Genomic DNA, 22985 nt, shown 5'->3' on the forward strand with positions numbered 1-22985 from the left:
GCAATTAAATCTCTTTGGCAATTTCGATGGCCCGTTTCAAGGCGGCCAGCTTATTATTAACCTCCTGTAGCTCGTTTTCTTCCACCGAGCGGGCAACGATGCCGGCACCAGCCTGGTAGAAAAGGGTGTTGTCCTTGCTGAGGAACGAGCGGATCATGATGGCATGGTTCAGGCTGTTGTCGAAGCCCAGGAAGCCGATTGTTCCTCCGTAGTAGCTGCGGTGTTGGTTCTCGTAGCGATCAATCAATTGCATGGCCCGGTGTTTGGGGGCTCCGGAGAGTGTGCCGGCGGGGAAGGAATCGCCCAGTACCGAAATCATATTAGCCTCTTCCGGAAGTTTCCCCGAAACCTCGGATACCAGGTGAATAACGTGCGAGAAATATTGCACTTCGCGGTAGTTGTCAACACGTACATCGGCGGCATTGCGGCTAAGGTCGTTTCTTGCCAGATCGACCAGCATGACATGCTCGGCATTTTCCTTGGGATCGGCACAGAGCTTTTCGGCCAGCAGGCGATCCTGTTCGTCGTTTCCGGTGCGGCGGAAGGTTCCCGCAATGGGGTTAATGATCGCCCGGCCTTTCTTGATGCGTAGTTCTGCTTCGGGGCTCGATCCAAAAATCCGGTAGTCGCCGTAGTCGAAGAAGAACAAGTAAGGCGATGGATTGACCGACCGAAGTGCACGGTAGAGGATAAAGTCATCGCCTTTGAATTTTTGGGAGAATTGCCGCGACAAGACAATCTGGAAAACATCGCCGCGGAAGCAGTGTTCTTTGCCTTTGGTGACCATCTGCCGGTACTGTTCGTCGGTGATGTTCGACACTTCTTCGCCAACGGTATCGAAGGTGGTCGTGGGGAAGCTGAGGTTGCGCAGCAAGGATTCAATATTATGCATTTCTGCTTGCTCGCCCTCCGGCAGGTTTTCGATCAGCGAGATCATGTCTTTCGAATGATCGATGGCCAGGATATATTTATAAAAGTGATAGCGAACTTCCGGCACGGCGTACGCTTCTTTCTTCTCGGTGTTAATGTCGATTTTCTCGAAATATTTTACCGAGTCGTAGCTTAGGTAGCCAAACAGGCCATTGGCAGGGGCTTCTTTCAGATCTCCGGTAAGCTGAAAAGCTTTGTAGAAGTTGTTCAGCTCGCGTTCAACGGTGAAGTGGTCTTCAACCGGAATGGTTGTTTTGGCCTGCCCGGGGTAGTCAATACTGATTAACCCTTCGTCGGCAATGAAGCCGGCCAGCGGTTTGATACAGATAAAAGAGTAGGCATTTTCGTTGCCATGGTAGTCGGAACTTTCCAGTAATACCGAATGGGGAAATAAATCCCGAAACTTGAGATAAACGCTAACCGGGGTAAGCGTATCTCCCAGGATTTTTTTGACGTTAACTTGAATTTGAATAGGTTTCATATTTAGTGCATTAAAATTTTGCTGAAAATGGTTAAAACAAAAAAGCGGCTTACCGTGTCCGATAAGCCGCTTTTTCATACAAAATTGACATGATAGCTACGCCTCTCCACGGTATTGTGAAAAGTAGTTGCGCCACCACCAAATTGTTGTCATTCTTGTATGCATCGTAATATTTTTAAAAATACCAATATGGCTATAAACTTCTAAAAGAAAGAAGACCCCACCACGGAAGCCATATTGTATTTATTCATTAAGTCGTAAAACGTGTTTCAAAACAATGAAATATTTTATTGAAAAGCAAATTTTTTGAGGATTATTGTCGGCTAAGCGCTTGGAACTGACTTGTGCGGTGGGGTGGGGCTGAAGTTTGTAGGCGGGAAGGGCGTTGCTTTGCCTGATATCGTGGTTGTCGTTTTCTCAGATCGGAAGGGCTTCACAGCTTTTATGTCCGATCATAGCAATTCTTTACTAAAATATTCGAGAATAGAAATAGCGTTTTGGGAAAAGTTCATTCTAAAAAGGTGTTTTAGAGTATGTTTTGAGGCTGAAACAAAAAAAAGAAGCTCCCCGTATTATTCAGTAAAGCTTTGCAGTTCTTTTTATTCTTTTTATCATTATTTATTGGGGTTGATTGGTTGAGCACTGCAAAGTATGAAAGGTAATTTTAGTTGTTTGTTTGGAGGTAAGCGGTGGAAAAAGTTCCACCGCTTTTTTTATGTCCTTTTTTGAAAGCCTAAGTCCCATACTTACAGTGAAAATCGATAAATGCCAGGCTGCAAGGTCAGCCGGATCTTCAAGTTGCTTTGATCTTGTATTGAACGGACACGCGACAACTCATGACAACAACGGCAACCGAAAATGTTTGTCTTTCATCTCTGTTGGAGGCTCCCGCGGAATCATGCGGGTTTTGTTTCCCCCTGAAAATTGCTGAAAATTGCGACTTCTACGAGCTAATGCTGCTGTTATGCGGGCTTATTTATTGGGAACATCGATGTTCACCGGTAGCTTTTCGCCGCGCTTGGTGAGCAGGTTGGTTGCTTCGTAAAACATTTTTAGGGTTGTCATTTGTTCTACTTCCTCCGAAATACCTGTTAGTTCAATGGAAACGGTTCGGTTTGCCGGCAGGATAATTTCCTCGGGGCACGAAAAGCCGATCGAGGGCTGTCGTTGGTGCAGCCGGAAGGGGATGTCGCTGTTGTTGTAGATTTGCAGGTATTTAATATCCTGATCTTTCAAATTCAATTTGGTATTTTTTATTTCGATGGCACTTATAAAAATAGGTGTCAGAAAACGGCGTTCGCCAATGAGTGTGTCGTTGAAGAGCACCGCTGTTCGGTTGTCGGCCAGTGCTGCCTTAATGGCGCTTTCGGACTTGTCGAGCGCGAAAACCAGGCTGATCGGGCGTTTGGCAGCCGGGGATGGATAGGCTTGTGAACTTGGCGCGTGGATGTTGGAGTTGGCCAGGATGGTTAAGTTTTTTTCCTGAGCCCAGCGCAGGGCTTCGGGGTAAAACTCGTCGCCGGAGAATAGCTCGATACCTTTCAGTATTCCGGCATTCATCAGTCGGCTATGTTCGGGCCACCAACGAGTGGTGTCGGGTTGTTGTTGTTTCCAGCCGGGATGGTTCCAAAACACGAAAGCACCTTGTTCGCGAGCTTCCACGCAAGCTTCCCACCAGTCTTCGCGTTCCAGCAAGTTGGCGTTTTTTATGAAGATCGCAGTCAGATGCCCAGGAGGCATGTTGCGGGTTATTTCGGCTCCGCGCACCAGAATAATTCCCATTTGGTCGGCCAGGGGTTTGGCAACTTCATAGGGGCGGTTGAGGTCGGCTTCCATATCGACTGAGTGGGGTCGGTACTCAATATGGTCGGTAATGGCGATCACGTCCAGGCCTTCGGCCCAGGCTTCCTGTACACGCACTGTTGGCCATACATCGCCGTCGGAGAATACGGTGTGAATATGAAAATCACATTTCAGGGTTTGGTAGCCGAGGATGTTCGGGATGTGAATCTCCTTTCGGTATTGCGCGTTGCTCGTAGTGAGCAGCAGTATGAGCAGTAGTGTTGTCAGGATCCCTCGTGGAATAAGCATTTTCATGAAATAGATTTTGGCTGCAATTTAGTTAAAAGCTTTGGATTGATTTTGTTAGCTCTGTTAAGGAATTGTTTTTTGTTGAGGGCGACAGGGCTGTGATCTGTTTCTACGAGCTGGCTCTCGCTATTGTCGGTCGGAACGGGACGACGCGCGTTTCTGTTGCAGGATTTATTTCTGGTTTAGGGACGAAAATCACTGATTTTGGGATGTCTTGTTGGCGTGGTTGTCATCGGTTGTCGGGTTTCCGCGTCAACTATCATTCCTGGTTTTCTGCTGGATTGGCGCTTTGTAAAGCGACTTTGATCCTGAAAAAAAACCGGACTTTAGCGCACGGCTAAAGTCCGGTTTTCATTTTGGATCCGTTGGTGCGATCGGGTTTTTACCAATCGATATGTTCGTCCATAAAACCAATCAGGCTTTGGGCCATTGCCTGTTGTTCGGCGATGTTGGGGTGTCCGCCTGTGTTTTTAAAGGGGACGAAGTGGGTGAAAATCCGCGGATCGTCGAGTTGAGCAACGGCTTGCTCCACATAGCCCGGCCAGGGCGACCCTTCGCGGGTGGCATCCATACTGCCGAGCATACACACGATTTGTGCTTCGGGGTAGCGGGTGCGGATGGAGCGCACAAAGTTGGCATAAGCCCCGGTGATGAATTCGGGTGTTGGCGCCTGGCTGCCGAAACGGGCTTTAAACTGTTCGTGTTGCGGCATATTCACCAGCCACGAGTCGTTCTGAAACAGGTTGATGACGACCACGTCGGGCGTATAGCGCGAAAAATCCCAGGGGCTGTTGGGGTCGGTGGGGTCGAGGCGGTCGTAAATTTCGGGCATGATGGTGGGAAACCAGCTCACGGTAATGCCAATGCCGCTTTTACAAATGCAGCTGTACTGCGCGTTGTAATGGTCGGCTGTCAGGCGGGCATAGCTCCGGTAATTATTGGTGAAGATGCTGTCGGAACGGTCTTTCCCCGAAAAGTCGTCAACGGCATAGCCGGCGGTAATGGAGTTGCCGTAAAATTCAATTTTGCGTTTTTTCGCCGGGTCGCGCTGAAGTAGTTTGGCCTTGCCGCTGATGCGGAAGCCGTAGAACGAGGTGGTACCGCGATCCCACTCGGTACGCTTGAAAATCTCAAGGCGGTGTTTTCCCGCGCCAAGGTCCGAGGCCAGCAGGTACTCGCGTTGGGTGGTGTCGGGGCGAAGGATGGTCAGGCTGTCCCCATCGACAAATACATTGTAATAATTATCGCCCCGTTGGTCGGCCAGGGTGGCGGCAATGGCTTCACCCTCAAAGTTAATCCGGATGGTGGTTCCCGACCAAAACAGCCGGGCGGCGGTACTGTTGCTGGTATCAATCCGGCCTTCGTAGGCAATTTGCGGGTTCGAGTAGGCAACAACAAGATCGCCTTGCTTGGTGCAGGCTGCTAAAAGCAGCAGCATACTCAGAAAAAGGGGGCTTCTTTTTAAAAGTTTCATTGTTTGGTTTTTTGGGGTTGAATGAAATGCGGCGCTAAGCGCATCAACAAAGTAAAAGTTTTTGAACGGCTGACGAAACAGAATCGACCAAAATTGATACTCGATGGCCGGAGCAAGGAGCTATTTTCTTTTGGGCGCTGTGAAATTTTCACAAGGCCCGCAGCGCTTGCCGAGAACGCTGTGAAATTTTCAGAAGGCTCGCGACGGTTGCCGAGAAGGCTGTGAAAATTTCAGAAGGCCCACAGCGGTTGCCGAGAAGGCTGTGAAATTTTCAGAAGTTTCCCGGCAGTTGTTTTGCCTGCTGTGAAAAATTCACAGCCGCAAAGGAGCTTCTTTTCAGCCTAAAAGAGGCTTAGGAGCTTTTGCGCGAAGGTTTTTTCAGGGGTTTTACCACAATTTCGCGGCGGCAGTTGGGGCAGATGTAGATTTCGCAACCGGTGCAGGCAAAGCAGTTTCCGCAGTCGCGTTGCAGGTCGTCCCTGGCGTACTGCTTGTGGCAATGGGGGCAGCTAAGCAGCGTTTGTTTGGGCATCGATTCGTTTTTTTCGTTTTTGCAGCAGCGACACGGCTTTCATGATTCCAAAAAGCAACACCAGGGTGAAAATGATGGAAGCGCCCGAGGGAATATCAGCATAAAATGAAAACAGCAGCCCGGTAAACGAGCCCAGAAAGGCGAAGCCAATGGCATAAAGCATCATCTTTCGAAAGTCGTGGGTGAACAGGTTGGCTGTTGCCTGGGGCAGGGTGAGCAGCGACATAATCAGGATGATGCCCACCACGCGGATGTTCATCACAATGGTGACGGCAATCAGGCTGATGAGCAGGTAATTGATCAGGTTGACGGGCAGCCCGGTGGTGCGGGCAAATTCTTCGTTGAAGGCCACATACAGAATTGCCCGGTACATGAGCGTGAAAAAGGCAATCAGCACCAACGACAGGGCGGCCATGATCCATATTTCGGTGGTCGACACGGTGAGGATGCTCCCGAAAAGGTAGCTCATCAGGTTGGGGGCATAACCCGGCGACAGGTAGATGAAGATGATGCCGATGGCCATGCCCAGCGACCACCAGATGGCGATGGAGGAGTCCTCGCGCAGTCGTCCCTTACGGGTGAAATACTGAATCCCCAGCCCGGATAAGATCGAAAAGATGGCAGCGCCCAACAGCGGGTTCATGCCGATAAAATAGCCAATGCCAATGCCGCCGAACGAGGCGTGGGTGATGCCGCCGCTGATGAAAACAATGCGGCGCGAAACAATGTACGTGCCCACAATGCCACAGGTGATGGCCGCAAAAAGCGATGCCCAAAAGGCATTCATGAAAAAGTCGTATCGAAAAAGATCAATGATCGTGCTCATGGTCGTGTTTGTGGTCGTGCTGGTGTTTGTCGTGAAGGCCCAAAACGGTATGGGGCACATCGCCGTGGGTAATAATTTGCAGCGGGCAGTTGTACGAGGCCAGCTGCGTGGTGCTGATAATATTGCTGGGGTGATAGTGCAGCTCGCGGGCCACGCAGGCAATGGTTTTCACATAGTACGAAATGGTGCCTACATCGTGCGAAACCAGGACGATGGCCATGCGCTGGTTCAGTTCTTTAAGCTTTTCGTACAGTTCGCTTTCAAACTGGTTGTCCACAAAGGTGTCGGGTTCATCCAGGATGAGCAGCTCGGGGCGGTTCATCAGCGATCGGCACAGAAATACCCGTTGCATTTGCCCGCCCGACAGCTCGCCGATTGCTTTGTGGCGCAGCTGCCATACACCCATTTCGTTCAACAAGCTCTCTGCATGGGCAATTTCTTCTGTTTGTTTGGCAAACAGGCTGAAGCTGCGGCGGTCGGTTTTTCCCGAGCGCACCACATCGAGCACCGTAATGGGAAAGCGCTTGTCAATCTGGTTAATCTGTGGCAGATAGCCAATGCGGGTTTGCGGAATGTGAAACAGAATCTGTCCTTTGGACGGCTTCACCAATCCCAGTATCGCTTTTATTAAGCTTGTTTTTCCACCGCCGTTGGGTCCAATCACGCCCAGGAAGTCGCCCTTGTGAACGGTCAGGTTGACATCGTTCAGCACCACTTCGTGATCGTAGCTGACGGTAAGTTCTTTTATTTCGAGCAGTTTTTGCATACTGGTTGCTGGTTACTGGTTGCTTGTTACTTGCAGCTTGCAGCTTGTTACTTGTTGCTGGTTACTTGTTACTTGCAGCTTGTTACTTGCAGCTTGCAGCTTATCACTTGCAGCTTATTCCTGAATCGCTTCAGCCTGGCTAATTTTTTGAGCAATGGAGCGCAGTTCGTCGGCCCAGTTTTCATTCAGGGGGTCAATCTGGATCACCTGGCCACCTATTTCGTTGGCCATCTGCCGGGCATTTTCCATGTTGAATTCCTTTTGCACAAAAATGGCTTTTATATTTTCATTTTTGGCCATTTCAGCCAACTCTTTCAGGTGGCGGGGCGATGGTTCCTTGCCATCCACCTCCATGGCTACCTGCTCCAGGCCGTAGTCGCGAGCCAGGTAGGTTAGCGCCGGATGAAAGATGAGGAACTTTTTGGTTGGCAGCTGGGCGAAGGTTTGGCTCAGCTCGGTGTCCAGCTGGTCAATCTCCTGTTCAAAACGGGCTAAATTCTTAGCAAACTCCGCTTGGTGTTCGGGGAGCACTTCGGTTAATGCGTTGGAGGTTTCGCGGGCAATTTTCCGCACTTCAGCCGGCGACGACCAAATATGCGGATCGATGCCATGCAGGTGAACGTGGTCGCCATGCACCTCTTCTTCGCCGGCAATCCAGTCGGCTTGCAGCGAGCTGTCGAAGTATTTCAACTTGGGGTTACTTTCCCTTATTTTGTCCACCCAACCCTCCTCGAAGCCCACCTTGCCAATGCCAATCCAGGCCAGGGTCGCCGACAGGCTGGTCATTTGCGAGGGCATCAGTGCATACAGCTCGGGGCTGGCACCCGGCGGAACCAGCACCTGAATGTCGACCAAATTGCCAGCCAGTTTCTCAACGAACTGTTTTTGCGGTAAAATGGTTACGGCAATGCTGGGTTTATCGCTTTTTTGCGGCCCGCTACACGCCAGGCTGATCATAAAAATGAATGTCAATAGTTTTTTCATGCTTGTTTGCTGTGTGCTGTTTTCGAAATCAAAGATAATAAGTCGCGCGGAATTACGGGAATGCAAAGAATAGGGCGGGGTGCTACCGTGGCCTTTGTTCGGTGTTCTGTTTTCCGGCAAGCTGTTGTCGGTAAGTTAACCGACAATGCCTTGATTTGTTGACACTGTGCGCAGTTTTTTCTGAAAGTCCCTTCGGGTGATGCGGTTTTCAACCGCGTCGGGGATGACTTGAATTGCGATTGAGCTCGAACCTGGAGCCACGACTCACTTTTTAGCAACCCGGTATTGATGGGCATTGCCCCAAAACTGGCTGTTTTTCACTCCTACTTTCACTCAACTCAGATCTTTTGTCCTACCGTACGGGACGGAATTTTACCCACTGAAATGTCCAAGCTACCCAAATGTCATCCCTCCGGGATTGCAGGAAGCTTTTCATTTGATTCCGGCTTTGATAAAACCAGGCCAGCCGGTTCCCAACTTTTTGGCATTGTTCTATAAGGACTCCTTACTGGTTAACGCTTTTTAAATGACAACCCGACAACAGACAACCACGACAACCCGACAACTAGGATAACCCGGACAACAGGATAACCGATAACCCTCGACTTTCATCCCTGTTGGATATCCCCCGGAATCAGGAAGGTGCTATGTGTGCAGCAGGATGCGCGCCACAATAAACAAGCCCAATACCATATTCAGGTAAAGGATCATCTTCTTGAACTGCGCCTGATTGACCTTGTTCGAGAGCAGATCGCCCAGCCGCGAACCAAGGAGCATGACCGGAAAAAGAAAGGCTGCAAATTTCAGCGAGAAGGCTACAAATATACCTTTGGCCACATACAGCACGGTGGCGATTACCGCGTTGATGACGCTAACCAGCGCGAACATCTTCCGGAAACGCTCTTTGGTGTAACCCTTGCGGTTCATGGCCAGGGCAATCGGTGGTCCGCCAATCGACATACTCGACGCCATGAAGCCACTCAGGAAACCGGCAAATACGATCGGTTTCTTTTTGCGGGACTCGGGAATCTCTTTACTTCCGCTTAAAAGAAAGACCATCGACAGGCTGAAAATGCTGATTCCGGTGGTCAGTTCCATGGTGCGTTCCGGTAAATATTGAAGGATTTGTACGCCCGCCGGAATGCCGATGAAACTGGCGAGCAGCATGGGCACCAAATATTTATAGTCAACTTTTAGTTTGATGTTGGCCAAAATATAGAGCGACGTAAATAGGTTGAAGAGTGTCATGGCCGGCACGAGTGCCTGCATCGGGAAGAAAATGGTCAGGATGGGCAGGGCAAGCAGGGCAAAGCCAAAACCGGTCATTCCTTTTAAAAGTGAGGCCATTAAGATTACCAGGGTGCTAATTAACCATTCCATGAATTGACTGTTTTGAAACTTCGACTAGGTATAAGTACTTAGCAAAGGTAGCCAAAGTACGCATTTATACGTAGTGTAGATCAAAATTTTCTGGTTAATGGAATGTTAATTTTAGGATTGTGGAGGCAGGGGCATTGTCACGGGGGAGAAACAAGCGAGTCGGTTAAGCAGGAGTCCTGAAACCGGCTTATTTTTCTAAATCCATCTTTTTCACCTTTATTTTTCCGGCAGGCGGAACGGGGTCGTAGCCGTGCGTACCCCAGGGGTGGCAGCGAAGTATTCGCTTGGTAGCCAGGTAAAATCCTTTGAAAGGGCCGTGAATTTTGATGGCTTCGATGGCGTACTGCGAGCAGGTAGGTGTGTGGCGGCACGAGTTGGGCAAAATAGGGGAGATGGCTGCCCGGTAAAAGTAAATTGGCAACAACAGGATCCATCCCAAAATTTTCAATATAAATTTGATCAATCGCCGCATCTGTTTTGTTTGCCACAAAGTTAGTAAAAGATAATTGGATGTCAGGAACCTTTTACGTCGCTGGGGAGGGAGGGGCGCCGTTTGGGGCCTTTGTAAGATTCGTGCATTGGTCTGAAAAAAGGAAGAAAAATAAAACCAAAAGCCTGTCGCGGTGTTTTACAGGCAGATAAAATCGAAAATATGGCTAAAGCCGAAGAATATAGTAAGAAAGATCGGGAGCTGTTTGAAGAAACAGTGGTGAGTAATGAGGAGATTTCGCCGGGGGTGTTTTTGCTGTCGGTGAACCGGCGTTGGGATTTTCAACCCGGGCAGGTGGTCAAGCTGGCCGTCGATCGGGTGCAGCCACCGCGTATTTATAGTATCTGCAGCGGGAATAACGAGCAGGAGTTGCGCGTGCTTTTCAATATTAAGGAAGATGGATACCTGACCCCGAAGCTGGCAGCCCTGGTGCCCGGCGATCGGGTTTTGCTCAGCGAGCCTTACGGTGGTTTTATCGGCAACAGCAAACCTGCCTGCTGGATTGCCACCGGAACCGGAATTGCGCCTTTCTACGCCATGTTTCAATCGGGCTTGTTTGCCAATAAGCGGTTGATTCACGGAGCGAGCTATCAGAACCAGTTTTATTTTGAAGATGAGCTGGACAGGGCACTGGGGACGAATTACCAGCGTTGTTGCTCCCGCGAGCAGTCGTGCGACCTGTTTCCGGGGCGCGTAACCGATTACCTGAACAGCCTGGACGAGCTGCCCGCCGACGTACCATATTATTTGTGCGGGAAAGCCATCATGGTTGTCGATGTCCGCGATTTGTTGATTGCGAAGGGCGTGCCCTACGAGAATATCATTGCCGAGATTTATTTCTAACTTTGCCGAAAAATTTTCAGGATGCAGAAAGAAGCTTTATTTGGAAAGACCTTAGACGAATTGCAACGGATATGCGTTGAGCTGGCTTTGCCAAAATTTACCGCTAAACAAATCGCCGACTGGTTGTATAAGAAAAAGGTGTCGTCGATTGATGAGATGAGCAACCTTTCGAAAAAAGCACGCGAGTTGCTGAATGAAAAATACCTCTTTGGCTTAACCGATCCGACCAAGGTGCAGGAAAGTGTCGATGGCACCAAGAAGTATCTGTTTCCTACCGCGCACGGAAAGTATGTTGAAACAGCCATGATTCCGGATAAGGATCGCAAGACCGTATGTGTGTCCTCGCAGGTGGGCTGTAAAATGGGCTGCCTGTTCTGCATGACCGGGAAACAGGGTTTTCAGGGACAGCTGACGGCTGGCGAAATTGTGAACCAAATTCGTAACATCCCCGAATGGGAAGAGGTGACCAACATTGTGTACATGGGTATGGGCGAGCCTTTCGATAATTTGGATGAAGTGCTCAAGAGTACACAAATCCTCACCTCGGAATGGGGCTTTGCCATGAGTCCGCGGCGGATCACGGTTTCCTCCATTGGCATTGTTCCCGGCCTGGTGCGTTTCCTGAATGAGAGCGAGTGCCATCTGGCCATCAGCTTGCATACCCCTTTTCACGAAGAACGTCAGAAACTGATGCCTGTGGAGATTGCTTATCCGCTGGATGATGTGCTTTCGGAAATCCGCAATTGGGACTTTGGCCGCCAACGCCGCGTGTCGTTCGAGTACATTGTCTTTCACGGCTTAAATGATACCCCGGCACACGTTCGTGAAATGGCCCGCATTCTGGATGGCATCAAATGCCGGATCAATTTGATTCGTTTTCACCCCATCCCGAATACCCCGCTGAAAGGAACCGACGAAACACGCTTGCAGGAGTTTAAAGAAGGGCTGGAGAAAAAAGGCATCACCACAACCATCCGTGCTTCGCGCGGTCAGGATATTTATGCGGCCTGCGGTTTGCTGTCCACTAAAGCTTTGGGAGCCAACTGATGTATGTCGCTGTCTTTGCTCTATTTGTTTATCTTAATGGAGTGTTGGCGCTATCACTAAACCGACGATTTAAGCGGGGCTTTGGGACGAAATCACCTTGATTTTTTAACATTTTTAAGCATTTGGATCCGAGAAAGCTCTTGTCCTCTTTCATTCAAAATAGTTAACTTGCAAATCCTTTGATGTGAATGCGGCTACTATGGATAAATTACATTGGACAAAAGGATTATTCAGAAACCGATTAACGGTTCGGCGAGGTAATGAGCAAGTTGGGGTTATCGACTGGAATAACTTTTTTAGTTCCGACGCACTGGCCACCATCAATGGCCATCGGTTTTTACTGAACCGCGATTTTTTTCTTTCCAAGCTCGAAATTTCTGATGCGACCACTCAGGCACTTCTGGCCACCATCATGATTAATCTTTTCAACCCGAAAGGGGACTTGGTATTGAACGGAAAGCGTTTTGAACTCGAAATCAAAAACTTTTGGCAATCGCGCTGGTCGTGGAAATACAACGGGCAGGAGATCATTGTTTTTCAAAGTCAGGAATTTCTTACCAAAGACAGCGGGACCATTGAAATTTACACCGCCGATACCGAAGAGCTGGAGGTGTTGATCCTGCTGGGGCTCTTTGTCCGTAACCAATTGGTTCTGTTTATGGTCTTCCTGTTGTTTGTGGTTTTGTTTATGCTGATGTGATTTCCCGGACACGAACCTTGTTGATCCATTTTGCCCTGGCCAAAGGATGGTTTTGTGCACGAAATGTGCTTTTTTTGTTCATTCAAAATCAAAAACACTATCATCATGATCGATATTATCCGCCAACGACGCAGTATCCGTAAGTTTACCGAACAACCGGTTGAGGACGCAAAAATCAAGTTATTGCAGGAAGCTGCTTTGCGCTCGCCGGCATCGAAGAGTGCCAACGCCTGGGAGTTCATCTTTGTGCAGGACAAAAAGTTGATTCAGTCGCTTGCAGCTGCAAAACCTCATGGAAGCAAACTGTTGGAGTCGGCACCGTTGGCTGTGGTGGTGATGGCCGACGATTCGAAAACCGAAGCCTGGGTTGAAGATTGCTCGGTGGCCACGATTTTCCTTCAGCTTACCGCGCAGTCGTTGGGACTAGGCAATTGCTGGGTGCAAATTCGCGGGCGTCATCACGATGATGAAAAAACAGCCGGAGACTTTGTGCGTGAGCAGCTCGCAATACCCGCGAACCAAAAGGTGCTCAGTATTGTGGCCATTGGTTATCCGGCTCAAGAGCGAAAAACAGTCGCCACAGAGGATTTGCAGTGGCAAAAAATTCATCAAAATCGGTTTTGATTGTTTGGCGAAGTGCGCCGGGACGAAGCTTTTGGGGCTGTATACGCCTTAGCAGGCAACAATAACATCGAATATTTTTCTTTTTTGATTAAAGGATTTTAGCATTAAATTTACCCGATGCAAGAGCGGGAAGCTGTTTTTGCCGAAAGGTTGAGCTAATTAACAACATAAGAACGATGAGTAAAGACAAAATAAAAATAGGCATCTCTCAGGGAGATATTAATGGTATTGGTTACGAAGTGATCATGAAGACCTTAAGCGATCAGCGCGTGCTGGAAATGTGTACGCCGATTGTTTACGGTTCGCCCAAGGTGGCCGCTTATCACCGCAAGGCACTGAATATGGAGCATTTTAACTTCAACACAATCCGTAATGCCGAAGAGGCTGATCCCCGAAAAGCAAACATCATCAATTGCATCGACGATAATGTACGGGTGGAACTGGGTAAAATTTCGGATGTGGCCGGCGAGGCTTCCTACATGGCGCTGGATGCGGCTGTGAGCGACCTGAAAGCCGGACGGATTGATGCCTTGGTGACTGCACCCATCAGTAAAGATAATATTCAGAGCGAGAAGTTCAATTTCCCGGGACATACCGAGTTTTTAGCCGAGCAGTTTAATACCAATAATTATATTATGCTGATGGTTAGCGAGATGATGAAGATTGGGGTGGTCACGACTCACGTTCCTTTAGAGAAGGTACCTTCCTTAATCACCAAGGAGGCCATTGTGCGTAAGCTGCGCATCATCTCGGCTTCGATGGAGCAGGATTTCAGCATTAAAAAGCCGCGTATTGCCGTGTTGGGGCTGAACCCGCATGCCGGCGACGGAGGTTTGCTGGGCTCCGAAGAAAAAGAAATTATCATTCCGGCGATCGAAAAGGCCAAAGAAGAAGGAATTCTCGCCATCGGCCCTTATCCCTGCGACGGATTCTTCGGCTCGGGCGACTATGCCAAGTTCGACGCTATCCTGGCCATGTATCACGATCAGGGCTTAACACCTTTCAAGGTGATTTCATTCGAGCGCGGAGTGAACTATACTGCTGGTTTGCCCATGATTCGTACATCGCCATCGCACGGTACTGCTTTCGATATTGCCGGCGAGGGAAAAGCTTCGCCCGAATCGTTCCGCGAAGCGCTTTACCTGGCCATCGACGTGCATAAAAGCCGCCAGCTGTATAAGGAAATCAGTAAAAACCCGCTGAAGACTTACGAGATCAATCCCAACCAGGTTGACGAGAGTGTGGGCTTTGCCGATGATGAGGCTAATTTGTAAATCCGCACTGTCGGAAAAACAACGAATGAAGGCAGGCTAAGGCAGGCTATGCGCGGCTAGATTAGCTTTCGTTATCTCTCACGACAGTTCGTTAAGCTTTTTAGTTGCCTGATCGGAAGTGTTTTGTGAACGTGCTGTTTGATTTTATCAAAACACGCTGAATTTAAGCATTACAAATGTCTGATAGTCTGAAAATCTAACGATCTATTGTTCTCAAACTATGTATGAATATATTAACGGGAAAATAGCTGGTTTAACACCGGCCAATGCAATCATTGAAGCGGGGTCAATCGGTTATTTTCTCCATATCTCTCTTAATACTTATTCTGCCATCAACGGGCAGCAGGCTGTTAAATTGTTTCTGCATCAGGTGGTTCGCGAGGATGCCCACCTGTTGTATGGCTTTGCCGAAAATAGCGAGCGCGAGTTGTTCCGTCTGCTGATTTCGGTAACCGGCATCGGCTCCAGCACGGCCTTGATGATGCTTTCGTCGCTGACTCCCGATGAAATCAAAAAAGCCATTCTGGAGGAGAATGTGAACTTGCTGAAGAGCATCAAAGGAATCGGTGCGAAAACGGCTCAACGGGTCATTATCGACCTGAAGGATAAAATCGGGAAACAGCCCGCTTCCGACCAAATTTTAATCACCAATCAAGACAATACTATCCGCGATGAAGCGTTATCTGCTTTAGTTATGCTCGGTTTTGCACGCAAAAGTGTGGAGAAGGAATTAGACAAGATTTTCAAGTCAAATCCGGGGATAACTGTCGAGCAAACGATAAAGATGGCTTTGAAAAGCCTTTAACAATTGAATAGCGCGGTATTGAAAACTTTTCTGAGAAATTCGCTGATTACGGTTATTTTTTCAGGGGTTCTGGCTATGGGCTGGACTTCTGTCCCTGATATTGGCCTGGCCCAACGATATCCGGAATTGCTTCAGCCTGCTGATTCAATGCAGGTTGACACGCTCGAAATTGATACCACCGGCGTGTTGATCTATCCCTTCGATGATCGCGGCGAATTTGACTATTCAGACGATGATCAGCGCTCGGGCTTATTCCTGAAAACTCCCTCAAACATCAAGCGCGAGGTGGTTTACGATCCGGTTACGGGGCAGTATGTGGTGACCGAGAAGATCGGGAATATGAATTATCGCCTGCCTAAGGCCATGTCGCTCGAAGAGTTTGTTCGCTACGATTTTCAAAATTCAATTCGGAATTATTGGCGCCAGAAGTCGAGCGAGAGCTATCTGGAAAGCCGCGGAGGGCTTATTCCGCGCCTTTCGGTCGGCGGGGAGGCCTTCAATCGCATATTTGGCGGCAATAATATCGACATACGCACGCAAGGTTTTGTGGAAGTCAATTTTGGCTACCAGATGAATGAAACCCAAAATCCGTCCATTGCCGAGCGTTTGCGGAAGGTTCCTACCTTCGATTTCGACCAGAAGATCCAGATGAGTGTCAACGGTAGCATCGGCGATAAGATGAAGATGCGCGTGAACTACAACACCGAAGCAACGTTCGACTACGAGAATAAAATGAACCTGGAGTACTCGGGCGATGAAGATGAGATTATCAAGAAAGTGGAAGCCGGGAATGTGTCGCTGCCACTCAACGGGACACTCATCACCGGCGCGACAAACCTGTTTGGGGTAAAAACCGATATGCAGTTCGGGAAACTTTACCTGTCAACCGTTTTTTCGCAAAGCAAAGGCGAAACCAAGGTTGTAAACATTGAAGATGGAGCCCAGACGACCAATTTCGAGCTAAGGGCTTCCGATTACGACGCCAACCGTCACTTTTTCCTGTCTCAGTATTTTCGCGATCATTACGATGAAGCACTGGCCAACCTGCCGGTCATCAATTCGTCGATTACCATCAATAAAATTGAAGTTTGGGTGACCAACAAATCGGGCGATTACGATGAGTCGCGTAATATTCTGGCTCTGATGGACCTGGGCGAGCATGCCGGGAATATTTATAACACGGTACCTTCATTCGGCGAAAGCAGCGGGCAGGTATTTCCCGATAACCTGTATCCCTACAACGGAGCCAACCGGATGTATCTGGAGTTAACTGAAAACTACGCAGCCATCCGCGACGTTTCGCAGATCACGAAAACGCTTGCCGTGTTGAATGATTTTGAGGGCGGGCAGGATTTTGAGAAAATTGAGCAGGCTCGATTGTTAAGTTCATCGGAATATACGGTGAACACGAAACTGGGCTACATCTCGCTGAACTCGGCGCTGAACTCGGACGAGGTGCTGGCGGTAGCCTTCAACTATACCGCGAAAGGTAAGACTTACCAGGTGGGTGAATTTTCGACCGACGGGGTAAATGCGCCGAGCACCCTGTTGGTGAAGTTGCTGAAAGGAACCAACCAAACACCGAAGCTGCCTACTTGGAAATTGATGATGAAAAATATTTACAGCCTGAATGCCTACTCGCTGACCAACGAGGATTTCAAGCTGAATGTGTTGTATGAAAATGAAAAAACCGGAACCCTGATTAATTACCTGCCCGAGTCGAACCTGCAAGGTAAAATATTATTGGGGTTGGTCAATCTGGATAACCTGAATTCGCAGCTCGACCTGGGCAGCGATGGTGCATTCGACTATGTTGATGGCGTGACGGTGCAGTCGTCGTCGGGACGTGTGATCTTCCCGGCGGTGGAGCCTTTCGGCTCGTATTTGGCCAACCAGATTAGCTCCGAAACTTTTAAAGATAAATATGCCTACCAAAGCTTGTACGACACCTTGCGCACCTATGCCGAGCAGGACGCCGAGCATAATAAATATGTGCTGCGGGGGAGTTACAGCGGCTCGTCGAACTCCGAAATTTCGCTGGGAACCATCAACCTCACACAAGGTTCGGTGACGGTAACTGCCGGGGGGATTACCCTGACCGAGGGGCTCGACTATACGGTTGATTACACGCTGGGGCGGGTGAAAATCATCAACCCGACTTATTTGGAGTCAGGGACATCATTGCAAATCTCAACCGAAAGCGAGGACCTGTTCTCGGTGCAGCAGAAAACCTTACTCGGAACACATGCCAACTATGCCTTTTCGGATAACTTCAACCTGGGGGGAACGATCCTTCACCTCAAAGAACGACCACTGACGCAAAAGGTGATTTATGGTGAAGAGCCCGTGTCGAACACCATGCTGGGCTTGGATTTGAGCTATAACACCGAATCGCAGTTTTTGACCAACCTGGTGGATAAGCTGCCTTTTATCGATACCAAGGAAAAATCGACCGTTGCGGTTGAGGCCGAGGTCGCCAAATTGGTAGTCGGAAATTCCAATATTACCGACGGAACGGTTTATATTGATGATTTTGAATCGACCAAAACATCGCTCGATCTGAAAACCCGTTCGGCATGGATGCTGGCCAGTACGCCGCAGAACCAACCGGGCATGTTCCCCGAGGGCGACTTGAACGATGATTTAGCCTATGGTTATAACCGCGCCAAACTGGCCTGGTACAATATCGATCCCTTATTTCTGCGCAATACATCGCAAACACCGGCACACATTAAGCAAAATCGCGACGAACAGTCGAACCACCTGGTGCGCGAAGTTTATCAACAGGAAATATACCCCGAACGGGATACTGAGGTTGGTACGCCAACCAATATATCGGTGCTTAACCTGGCCTTCTATCCGGAAGAACGTGGTCCCTACAATTTCGATGTAGCACCCTCGTCTTATTCGGCCGGATTGAATGCCGACGGGACATTGGCCGACCCGGAGAGTCGCTGGGGCGGGATTATGCGTAAGATTACAACAACCGATTTCGAGTCGGCCAATATCGAGTATATCGAGTTTTGGATGATGGATCCCTTTGTGAATGACACCGTGGGGGCGATGGATGGCGGCGATCTGTATTTCAATCTGGGAGAGGTGTCGGAGGATGTGTTGAAGGACTCCCGCAAGGGCTTTGAAAATGGCTTGCCCGAGTCGGCTCTGGTATCCGAAGTAGACACAACCGTGTGGGGACGCGTGGCGACAACGACCCAGCTAACCAAAAGCTTTGTGTCGGACGACAACATCATCCACAATCAGGATATTGGCTTCGATGGCTTGTCGAGCAGCGATGAGGAAAGCTTCTTTGAGACTTACCTGACCGATTTGCGCAATGTGGTGAATGCAGAGACCTATCAGGAGTTTTTTGCCGACCCCGCAGGCGATGATTATCATTATTTCAGGGGGAGTGACTACGACAATGAGCAGTTGGGAATTTTGGAGCGCTACAAGAAGTATAACGGGCCCGAGGGGAACTCCGTACCCGCAGCTTTGTCGCCCGAGTCATACACGACTTCAGCGTCAACCTTGCCCGATGTTGAGGATGTGAACAGCGACAATACCCTGAACGAGTACGAACGTTACTACCAATACCGGGTAAGTTTGCGCCCGGAAAATATGCAGGTGGGGCAGAACTTTATTTCCGATGTACGTACGGCTTCGGTGACCATGGCCAACGGAACAACCAGTGCGGTAAAATGGTACCAGTTTAAGGTGCCGGTAAAACAGCCCGAAGCTGTGGTGGGCTCGATCTCCGACTTCAGCTCCATCCGTTTTATGCGGATGTTCCTGAAACACTTTAACCAGCCTGTTGTCCTTCGTTTTGCAACCCTGGATTTGGTTCGTGCCGACTGGCGGGTTTATACCAACGATCTGGAAGAAAACAGCAATAATTTGGGCACCAACACCAATTTTGCGGTGTCGGCTGTCAACATCGAGGAAAACAGCGACCGCACACCGGTCAACTATGTGCTTCCGCCAAAAATCGACCGGGTGATTGACCCGTCGAATGCGCAGTTGCTGGAGCTGAACGAACAGGCTATGACACTGAATGTGCAAAACCTGGAACAAGGTGATGCCCGTGCTGCCTACAAAAGTATTAACCTCGACTTCAGGCCTTACAAGCGGATTAAGCTGGAGGTACATGCCGAGGCTATTCCGGGACAGGAGCTACGCGATGATGATCTTTATTTCTTTGTGCGCCTGGGATCGGACTACAACGACAACTACTACGAGTATGAACTGCCACTGAAGCTGACCGAGCCGGGCGTTTATAACACAAATATTGAAACCGACCGGTATCTGGTATGGCCCGACGAGAACCGCATCGATATCCCCCTGTCGGTGTTTACCAACACGAAACTTTTGCGAAACGAACAAATGCGGGCTGCCGGCTCCGTGATTTCGTTATCCGACTTGTTTGAACAGGTGCACACAGGCTATAATGACGATCAAAACCTGGTGAAAATCAAGGGTAGTCCCAACCTGGGGAATGTGGCCGTTATGATGATGGGGGTTCGCAATAAGTCGGGCACATTAACCACTCCTCCGCGTTCGATTGAGGTGTGGGTGAACGAGCTGCGCCTGACAAATCTCACTAACTCGGGTGGTTGGGCTGCCAACACCCGTGTTTCAACCAAACTGGCCGACTTGGGAACCGTGGTGTTTGCCGGAAGCTACCGGTCAACAGGTTTTGGGAGCCTCGACAAAAGTGCCTCGGAGCGTTCCAACGAAGATTTACTGCAATACGATATTTCATCCAATTTCGATTTGGGACGTTTCTTCCCCGAAAAAGCGCGGGTGAAAATCCCGTTGTACGTGGGGATTTCAAAATCTATCAGCAATCCCGAATACAACCCGCTCGATCCGGATATTACGATGAAGGAAACCTATTCGACCCTGAACAGCAAGTCGGAGCGGGATTCGATAAAAAAGCTGGTGCAGGACTATTCAAAACGAACAAGCATCGTGTTGAATAATGTAAAGGTTGATAAGACCAATAAATCGGGTAAACCCCGCTTGTACGACCCGACGAACTTCTCGGCATCCTTTGCCTTCAACAAGCAAAAAGACCGCGATGTAAACACCCAATACAGCATTGAGAAAAGTTACAGGTTGGCCTTGAATTACAATTTCAATACCCGCCCAAAATTGTATGAGCCTTTTAAAAAGGTGAAATTTCTGCGTAGTAGTGCTTTCCGTTTGATTCGCGATTTCAATTTTTACCTGATGCCAACGCAGATCTCGTATCGCAACGAACTTTACCGGTACTACTATGAATTGCAGTCGCGCAATATTTCCGATCCGGGGATTGTTATTCCGCTGACGGTTGAAAAAGATTTCCTGTGGCGCCGGAATTTCGACCTCAAGTACAACCTCACACGTTCGCTGAAAATCGACTTTTCGTCGCAGGGAACAGCACGCATCGACGAGCCGGAAGGACGAATCAACCGGGCCGATGATGACTATCAGCTAAAGAAAGATTCTATCCTGCGCAACCTGTTCGATTTGGGACGTCCGATCCTGTACCATCATTCGTTGAATGTAAGTTATCAGGTGCCACTGAATAAAATACCTGCTTTTAACTGGGTAACAGCAACCGGGCGCTATCAGGCTTTGTACGATTGGACTGCCGGATCGATTACCGATCAGTCAGTCGAGTTGGGGAATGTCATCGAGAACTCGCGCATCATCCAGGGGAATGGACAGATGACGCTGACAAACCTGTACAATAAGGTCGATTTCCTGAAAGAGGTGAACCGGAAGTTTGGTGCCAGCACGCGTTCGGCCCGCAGTTCGCGGAGCCGTGTGGCTGCCGCATCAGCCCGCAAGAAAGAGACGGAAGAATTTCGGATTAAAGAAGTGTCGTATAAAAAAGGAAAGGTCGATGTGCCGGCCGGTGAGGCCCTGGTGATTGAGCATAACCTGAAAACAACCGATGTTCGGCTGAAAGTATACAACCAGGACGGGCAGCAAATTCGCGGTATCACCAAAGTGTTGGACGAAAATCGCATGAGCTTCCAAAGCCGTAACGCCATCGAGAAGGCCCGTGTTGAGGTTAGCGGCAAGCGGAAAATTGAAAATACCATCTTTTATACGGCCAGCCAGTACGCTGCCCGTACCGCCATGATGGTGAAGAATCTGTCGTTGACTTACACTTCTTCGGATGGTACTTATTTGCCGGGTTTCATGCCTGAACCCACCATTTTTGGTGCCGGCCGGTATACGCCCGATGAGGCTACATTTGGCAATATCGCCTCGTCGATGGCCCCGGGGATTCCCTTCCTGCTGGGCTGGCAGAATGACGACTTTGCCAAAGAAGCTGCCCAAAAAGGATGGATCACCAAAGATACAACGCTGAACAGTGCGTACCTGATGACTACTAACAAGTCGTGGACTTTCCGCACGAATATTGAGCCCCTGCCATTCCTGACCATCGATTTAACGGGTTCTCATTCCATCTCGGAGAATGCCAGCGAGTACTATTTGTATGATCAGGTGGATGATGTGTTTAACCCGACCAGCCGAACTGTTAGCGGAAGTTTTTCCATGTCGATCAATACCCTGGGGACAGCCTTTAGTAAAATGGGAGAGGCCGATGTGGAACCGCCAAAAGCTTATCAGGATCTGCTGGACAATCGTTACATTATTGCGCAACGGCTGGCAGCACGGCGCGTTCCCAACGCAGCCGAAGGCTATAATAACATTGGCGACAACCCCGAAACGGGTTACCCTTATGGCTATGGCCCTACTTCGCAGGAGGTGTTGATTCCCGCATTTATTGCGGCCTATACCGGGCAGTCGGCCGAGAAGGTCTCTCTGGAGCCCTTCCCTTCGTTGAAATATATGCGGCCCAACTGGCGGATTACTTATAATGGCGTTGTTTCCCGGATTGGTGGCTTGAAGAAGGTGATGAAATCGATGAGCTTAAGTCAGACCTACCGTTCAACCTATAACGTTGGCTCGTATGCTACAAACCTGAATTTTAACGATCAGCTGTACGACGATGGCTGGAGCTATGTCACCAACAGTTCGGGTAATTTTGTTCCGCAATACGATATTGCTTCGGTGAATATTACCGAATTGTTTAACCCGCTGATCAATGTGGATATCACTTGGCTGAACGATGTCTCCACGACTTTCCAGATTAACCGGTCGCGAAATCTGTCGCTCAACTTTGCCAATGTGCAGCTTACCGAAGTGCGCAGCAACGAAGTGTCGATGGGGCTTGGTTATCGCTTCCCGCGGATGGACTTAATCATCAAGTCGAAGAACGGGCAGAAAGCCTATTCCAACGATCTGAATATTAATATTGCCCTGGCATTTGCCAAAAACAAAACCGTGCTTCGTAAATTAACCGAAGCGGAAAATCAGTTGACAGCCGGTCAGAAGAAAGTGACAATCAAGTCCACCGCCGACTATATGCTCAGCGACCGCTTTCAACTGCGGGTGTACTACGATAAGGTGGTGAACAACCCGTTTACCTCGTCGGCCTATCCAACGCGAACCACCAGCTTTGGTATGAGTTTCCGCTTTACCCTGGCGCAGTAGATGGATTGTCGGATGGCCGGATGATCGGATTGCTGGATTGTCAGATTGTTAGATTTTTTGGACAGCCGGATTTATAGACTTATTGATGGATTGAAGGATTGAGGGACTGACAACCAATGACCATTAATGACGACTCAAGACTCACTACTCGTTACTCCCGACTCTCGAGAGAAAAACCACAATTTAT

General features: G+C 49.1%; 16 protein-coding genes. 7 read left to right on the forward strand and 9 right to left on the reverse strand.

The window, feature by feature from the left end:
* Positions 1-4 precede the first annotated feature (4 nt).
* From C8N47_RS10125 to yidD, 9 genes are all read right to left on the reverse strand, one after another.
* Complete coding sequence (locus C8N47_RS10125) at positions 5-1411, reverse strand: anthranilate synthase component I family protein (RefSeq protein ID WP_107822560.1); 1407 nt, start codon at positions 1409-1411, stop codon at positions 5-7.
* Positions 1412-2383: 972 nt separating this feature from the next.
* Complete coding sequence (locus C8N47_RS10130) at positions 2384-3508, reverse strand: Sb-PDE family phosphodiesterase (RefSeq protein ID WP_107822444.1); 1125 nt, start codon at positions 3506-3508, stop codon at positions 2384-2386.
* Between the two features lie 376 nt (positions 3509-3884).
* A complete protein-coding gene (locus C8N47_RS10135) occupies positions 3885-4976 on the reverse strand; it encodes an SGNH/GDSL hydrolase family protein (RefSeq protein ID WP_107822445.1) in 1092 nt (363 codons plus the stop codon).
* 352 nt (positions 4977-5328) lie between these two features.
* Complete coding sequence (locus C8N47_RS10145; protein ID WP_107822447.1) at positions 5329-5508, reverse strand: hypothetical protein; 180 nt, start codon at positions 5506-5508, stop codon at positions 5329-5331.
* A complete protein-coding gene (locus C8N47_RS10150) occupies positions 5486-6334 on the reverse strand; it encodes a metal ABC transporter permease (RefSeq protein WP_211316101.1) in 849 nt (282 codons plus the stop codon). The genes C8N47_RS10145 and C8N47_RS10150 overlap by 23 nt, the downstream gene beginning before the upstream one ends.
* Positions 6318-7100, reverse strand: a complete 783-nt coding sequence (locus C8N47_RS10155; RefSeq protein WP_107822448.1) for a metal ABC transporter ATP-binding protein — start codon at positions 7098-7100, stop codon at positions 6318-6320. Before C8N47_RS10155 ends, C8N47_RS10150 begins: the two co-directional genes overlap by 17 nt.
* Before the next feature lie 114 nt (positions 7101-7214).
* Positions 7215-8084, reverse strand: coding sequence for a metal ABC transporter solute-binding protein, Zn/Mn family (locus C8N47_RS10160; protein ID WP_107822449.1), 870 nt, complete (start codon positions 8082-8084; stop codon positions 7215-7217).
* Positions 8085-8729: 645 nt separating this feature from the next.
* Positions 8730-9464 (reverse strand): sulfite exporter TauE/SafE family protein, encoded by a 735-nt coding sequence (locus tag C8N47_RS10165; protein WP_107822450.1) that lies wholly within the window; start codon positions 9462-9464, stop codon positions 8730-8732.
* 187 nt (positions 9465-9651) lie between these two features.
* On the reverse strand, positions 9652-9927 hold the full coding sequence (gene yidD / locus C8N47_RS10170) for a membrane protein insertion efficiency factor YidD (protein ID WP_245915702.1): 276 nt from the start codon (positions 9925-9927) through the stop codon (positions 9652-9654).
* A 189-nt stretch (positions 9928-10116) separates the two neighbouring features.
* On the opposite strand from yidD, the gene C8N47_RS10175 reads away from it, so the two are divergent.
* The 7 genes from C8N47_RS10175 (at position 10117) to sov (ending at position 22798) form a co-directional block, all read left to right on the forward strand.
* Positions 10117-10797: a ferredoxin--NADP reductase gene (locus C8N47_RS10175; protein ID WP_107822452.1), complete on the forward strand. Its 681-nt coding sequence runs from the start codon at positions 10117-10119 to the stop codon at positions 10795-10797.
* Between the two features lie 21 nt (positions 10798-10818).
* Positions 10819-11844, forward strand: coding sequence for a dual-specificity RNA methyltransferase RlmN (rlmN, locus tag C8N47_RS10180; RefSeq protein ID WP_107822453.1), 1026 nt, complete (start codon positions 10819-10821; stop codon positions 11842-11844).
* A gap of 199 nt (positions 11845-12043) precedes the next feature.
* Positions 12044-12544 (forward strand): hypothetical protein, encoded by a 501-nt coding sequence (locus C8N47_RS10185; protein WP_107822454.1) that lies wholly within the window; start codon positions 12044-12046, stop codon positions 12542-12544.
* A gap of 105 nt (positions 12545-12649) precedes the next feature.
* Positions 12650-13168, forward strand: coding sequence for a nitroreductase family protein (locus C8N47_RS10190; protein WP_107822562.1), 519 nt, complete (start codon positions 12650-12652; stop codon positions 13166-13168).
* Positions 13169-13344: 176 nt separating this feature from the next.
* Positions 13345-14442 carry a 4-hydroxythreonine-4-phosphate dehydrogenase PdxA gene (pdxA, locus tag C8N47_RS10195; RefSeq protein WP_107822455.1) on the forward strand — a complete coding sequence of 366 codons (1098 nt, stop codon included), beginning with the start codon at positions 13345-13347 and terminating at the stop codon, positions 14440-14442.
* Between the two features lie 220 nt (positions 14443-14662).
* The gene (ruvA, locus tag C8N47_RS10200) at positions 14663-15247 is read left to right on the forward strand and encodes a Holliday junction branch migration protein RuvA (protein ID WP_107822456.1); all 585 of its coding nucleotides are present in this window, start codon (positions 14663-14665) and stop codon (positions 15245-15247) included.
* A gap of 18 nt (positions 15248-15265) precedes the next feature.
* The gene (sov, locus tag C8N47_RS10205) at positions 15266-22798 is read left to right on the forward strand and encodes a T9SS outer membrane translocon Sov/SprA (RefSeq protein WP_107822457.1); all 7533 of its coding nucleotides are present in this window, start codon (positions 15266-15268) and stop codon (positions 22796-22798) included.
* Positions 22799-22985 lie beyond the last annotated feature (187 nt).

It is taken from the genome of Mangrovibacterium marinum, assembly GCF_003046625.1.
In the GTDB taxonomy this organism is placed as follows: Bacteria; Bacteroidota; Bacteroidia; order Bacteroidales; family Prolixibacteraceae; genus Mangrovibacterium; species Mangrovibacterium marinum.

Excerpts from the sequence above, each read along its gene's own strand:
- C8N47_RS10125 (WP_107822560.1), bottom strand. The coding sequence starts at position 1,411 with ATGAAACCTATTCAAATTCAAGTTAACGTCAAAAAAATCCTGGGAGAT.
- C8N47_RS10130 (WP_107822444.1), bottom strand. The coding sequence starts at position 3,508 with ATGAAAATGCTTATTCCACGAGGGATCCTGACAACACTACTGCTCATA.
- C8N47_RS10135 (WP_107822445.1), bottom strand. The coding sequence starts at position 4,976 with ATGAAACTTTTAAAAAGAAGCCCCCTTTTTCTGAGTATGCTGCTGCTT.
- C8N47_RS10145 (WP_107822447.1), bottom strand. The coding sequence starts at position 5,508 with ATGCCCAAACAAACGCTGCTTAGCTGCCCCCATTGCCACAAGCAGTAC.
- C8N47_RS10150 (WP_211316101.1), bottom strand. The coding sequence starts at position 6,334 with ATGAGCACGATCATTGATCTTTTTCGATACGACTTTTTCATGAATGCC.
- C8N47_RS10155 (WP_107822448.1), bottom strand. The coding sequence starts at position 7,100 with ATGCAAAAACTGCTCGAAATAAAAGAACTTACCGTCAGCTACGATCAC.
- C8N47_RS10160 (WP_107822449.1), bottom strand. The coding sequence starts at position 8,084 with ATGAAAAAACTATTGACATTCATTTTTATGATCAGCCTGGCGTGTAGC.
- C8N47_RS10165 (WP_107822450.1), bottom strand. The coding sequence starts at position 9,464 with ATGGAATGGTTAATTAGCACCCTGGTAATCTTAATGGCCTCACTTTTA.
- C8N47_RS10175 (WP_107822452.1), top strand. The coding sequence starts at position 10,117 with ATGGCTAAAGCCGAAGAATATAGTAAGAAAGATCGGGAGCTGTTTGAA.
- rlmN (WP_107822453.1), top strand. The coding sequence starts at position 10,819 with ATGCAGAAAGAAGCTTTATTTGGAAAGACCTTAGACGAATTGCAACGG.
- C8N47_RS10185 (WP_107822454.1), top strand. The coding sequence starts at position 12,044 with ATGGATAAATTACATTGGACAAAAGGATTATTCAGAAACCGATTAACG.
- C8N47_RS10190 (WP_107822562.1), top strand. The coding sequence starts at position 12,650 with ATGATCGATATTATCCGCCAACGACGCAGTATCCGTAAGTTTACCGAA.
- pdxA (WP_107822455.1), top strand. The coding sequence starts at position 13,345 with ATGAGTAAAGACAAAATAAAAATAGGCATCTCTCAGGGAGATATTAAT.
- ruvA (WP_107822456.1), top strand. The coding sequence starts at position 14,663 with ATGTATGAATATATTAACGGGAAAATAGCTGGTTTAACACCGGCCAAT.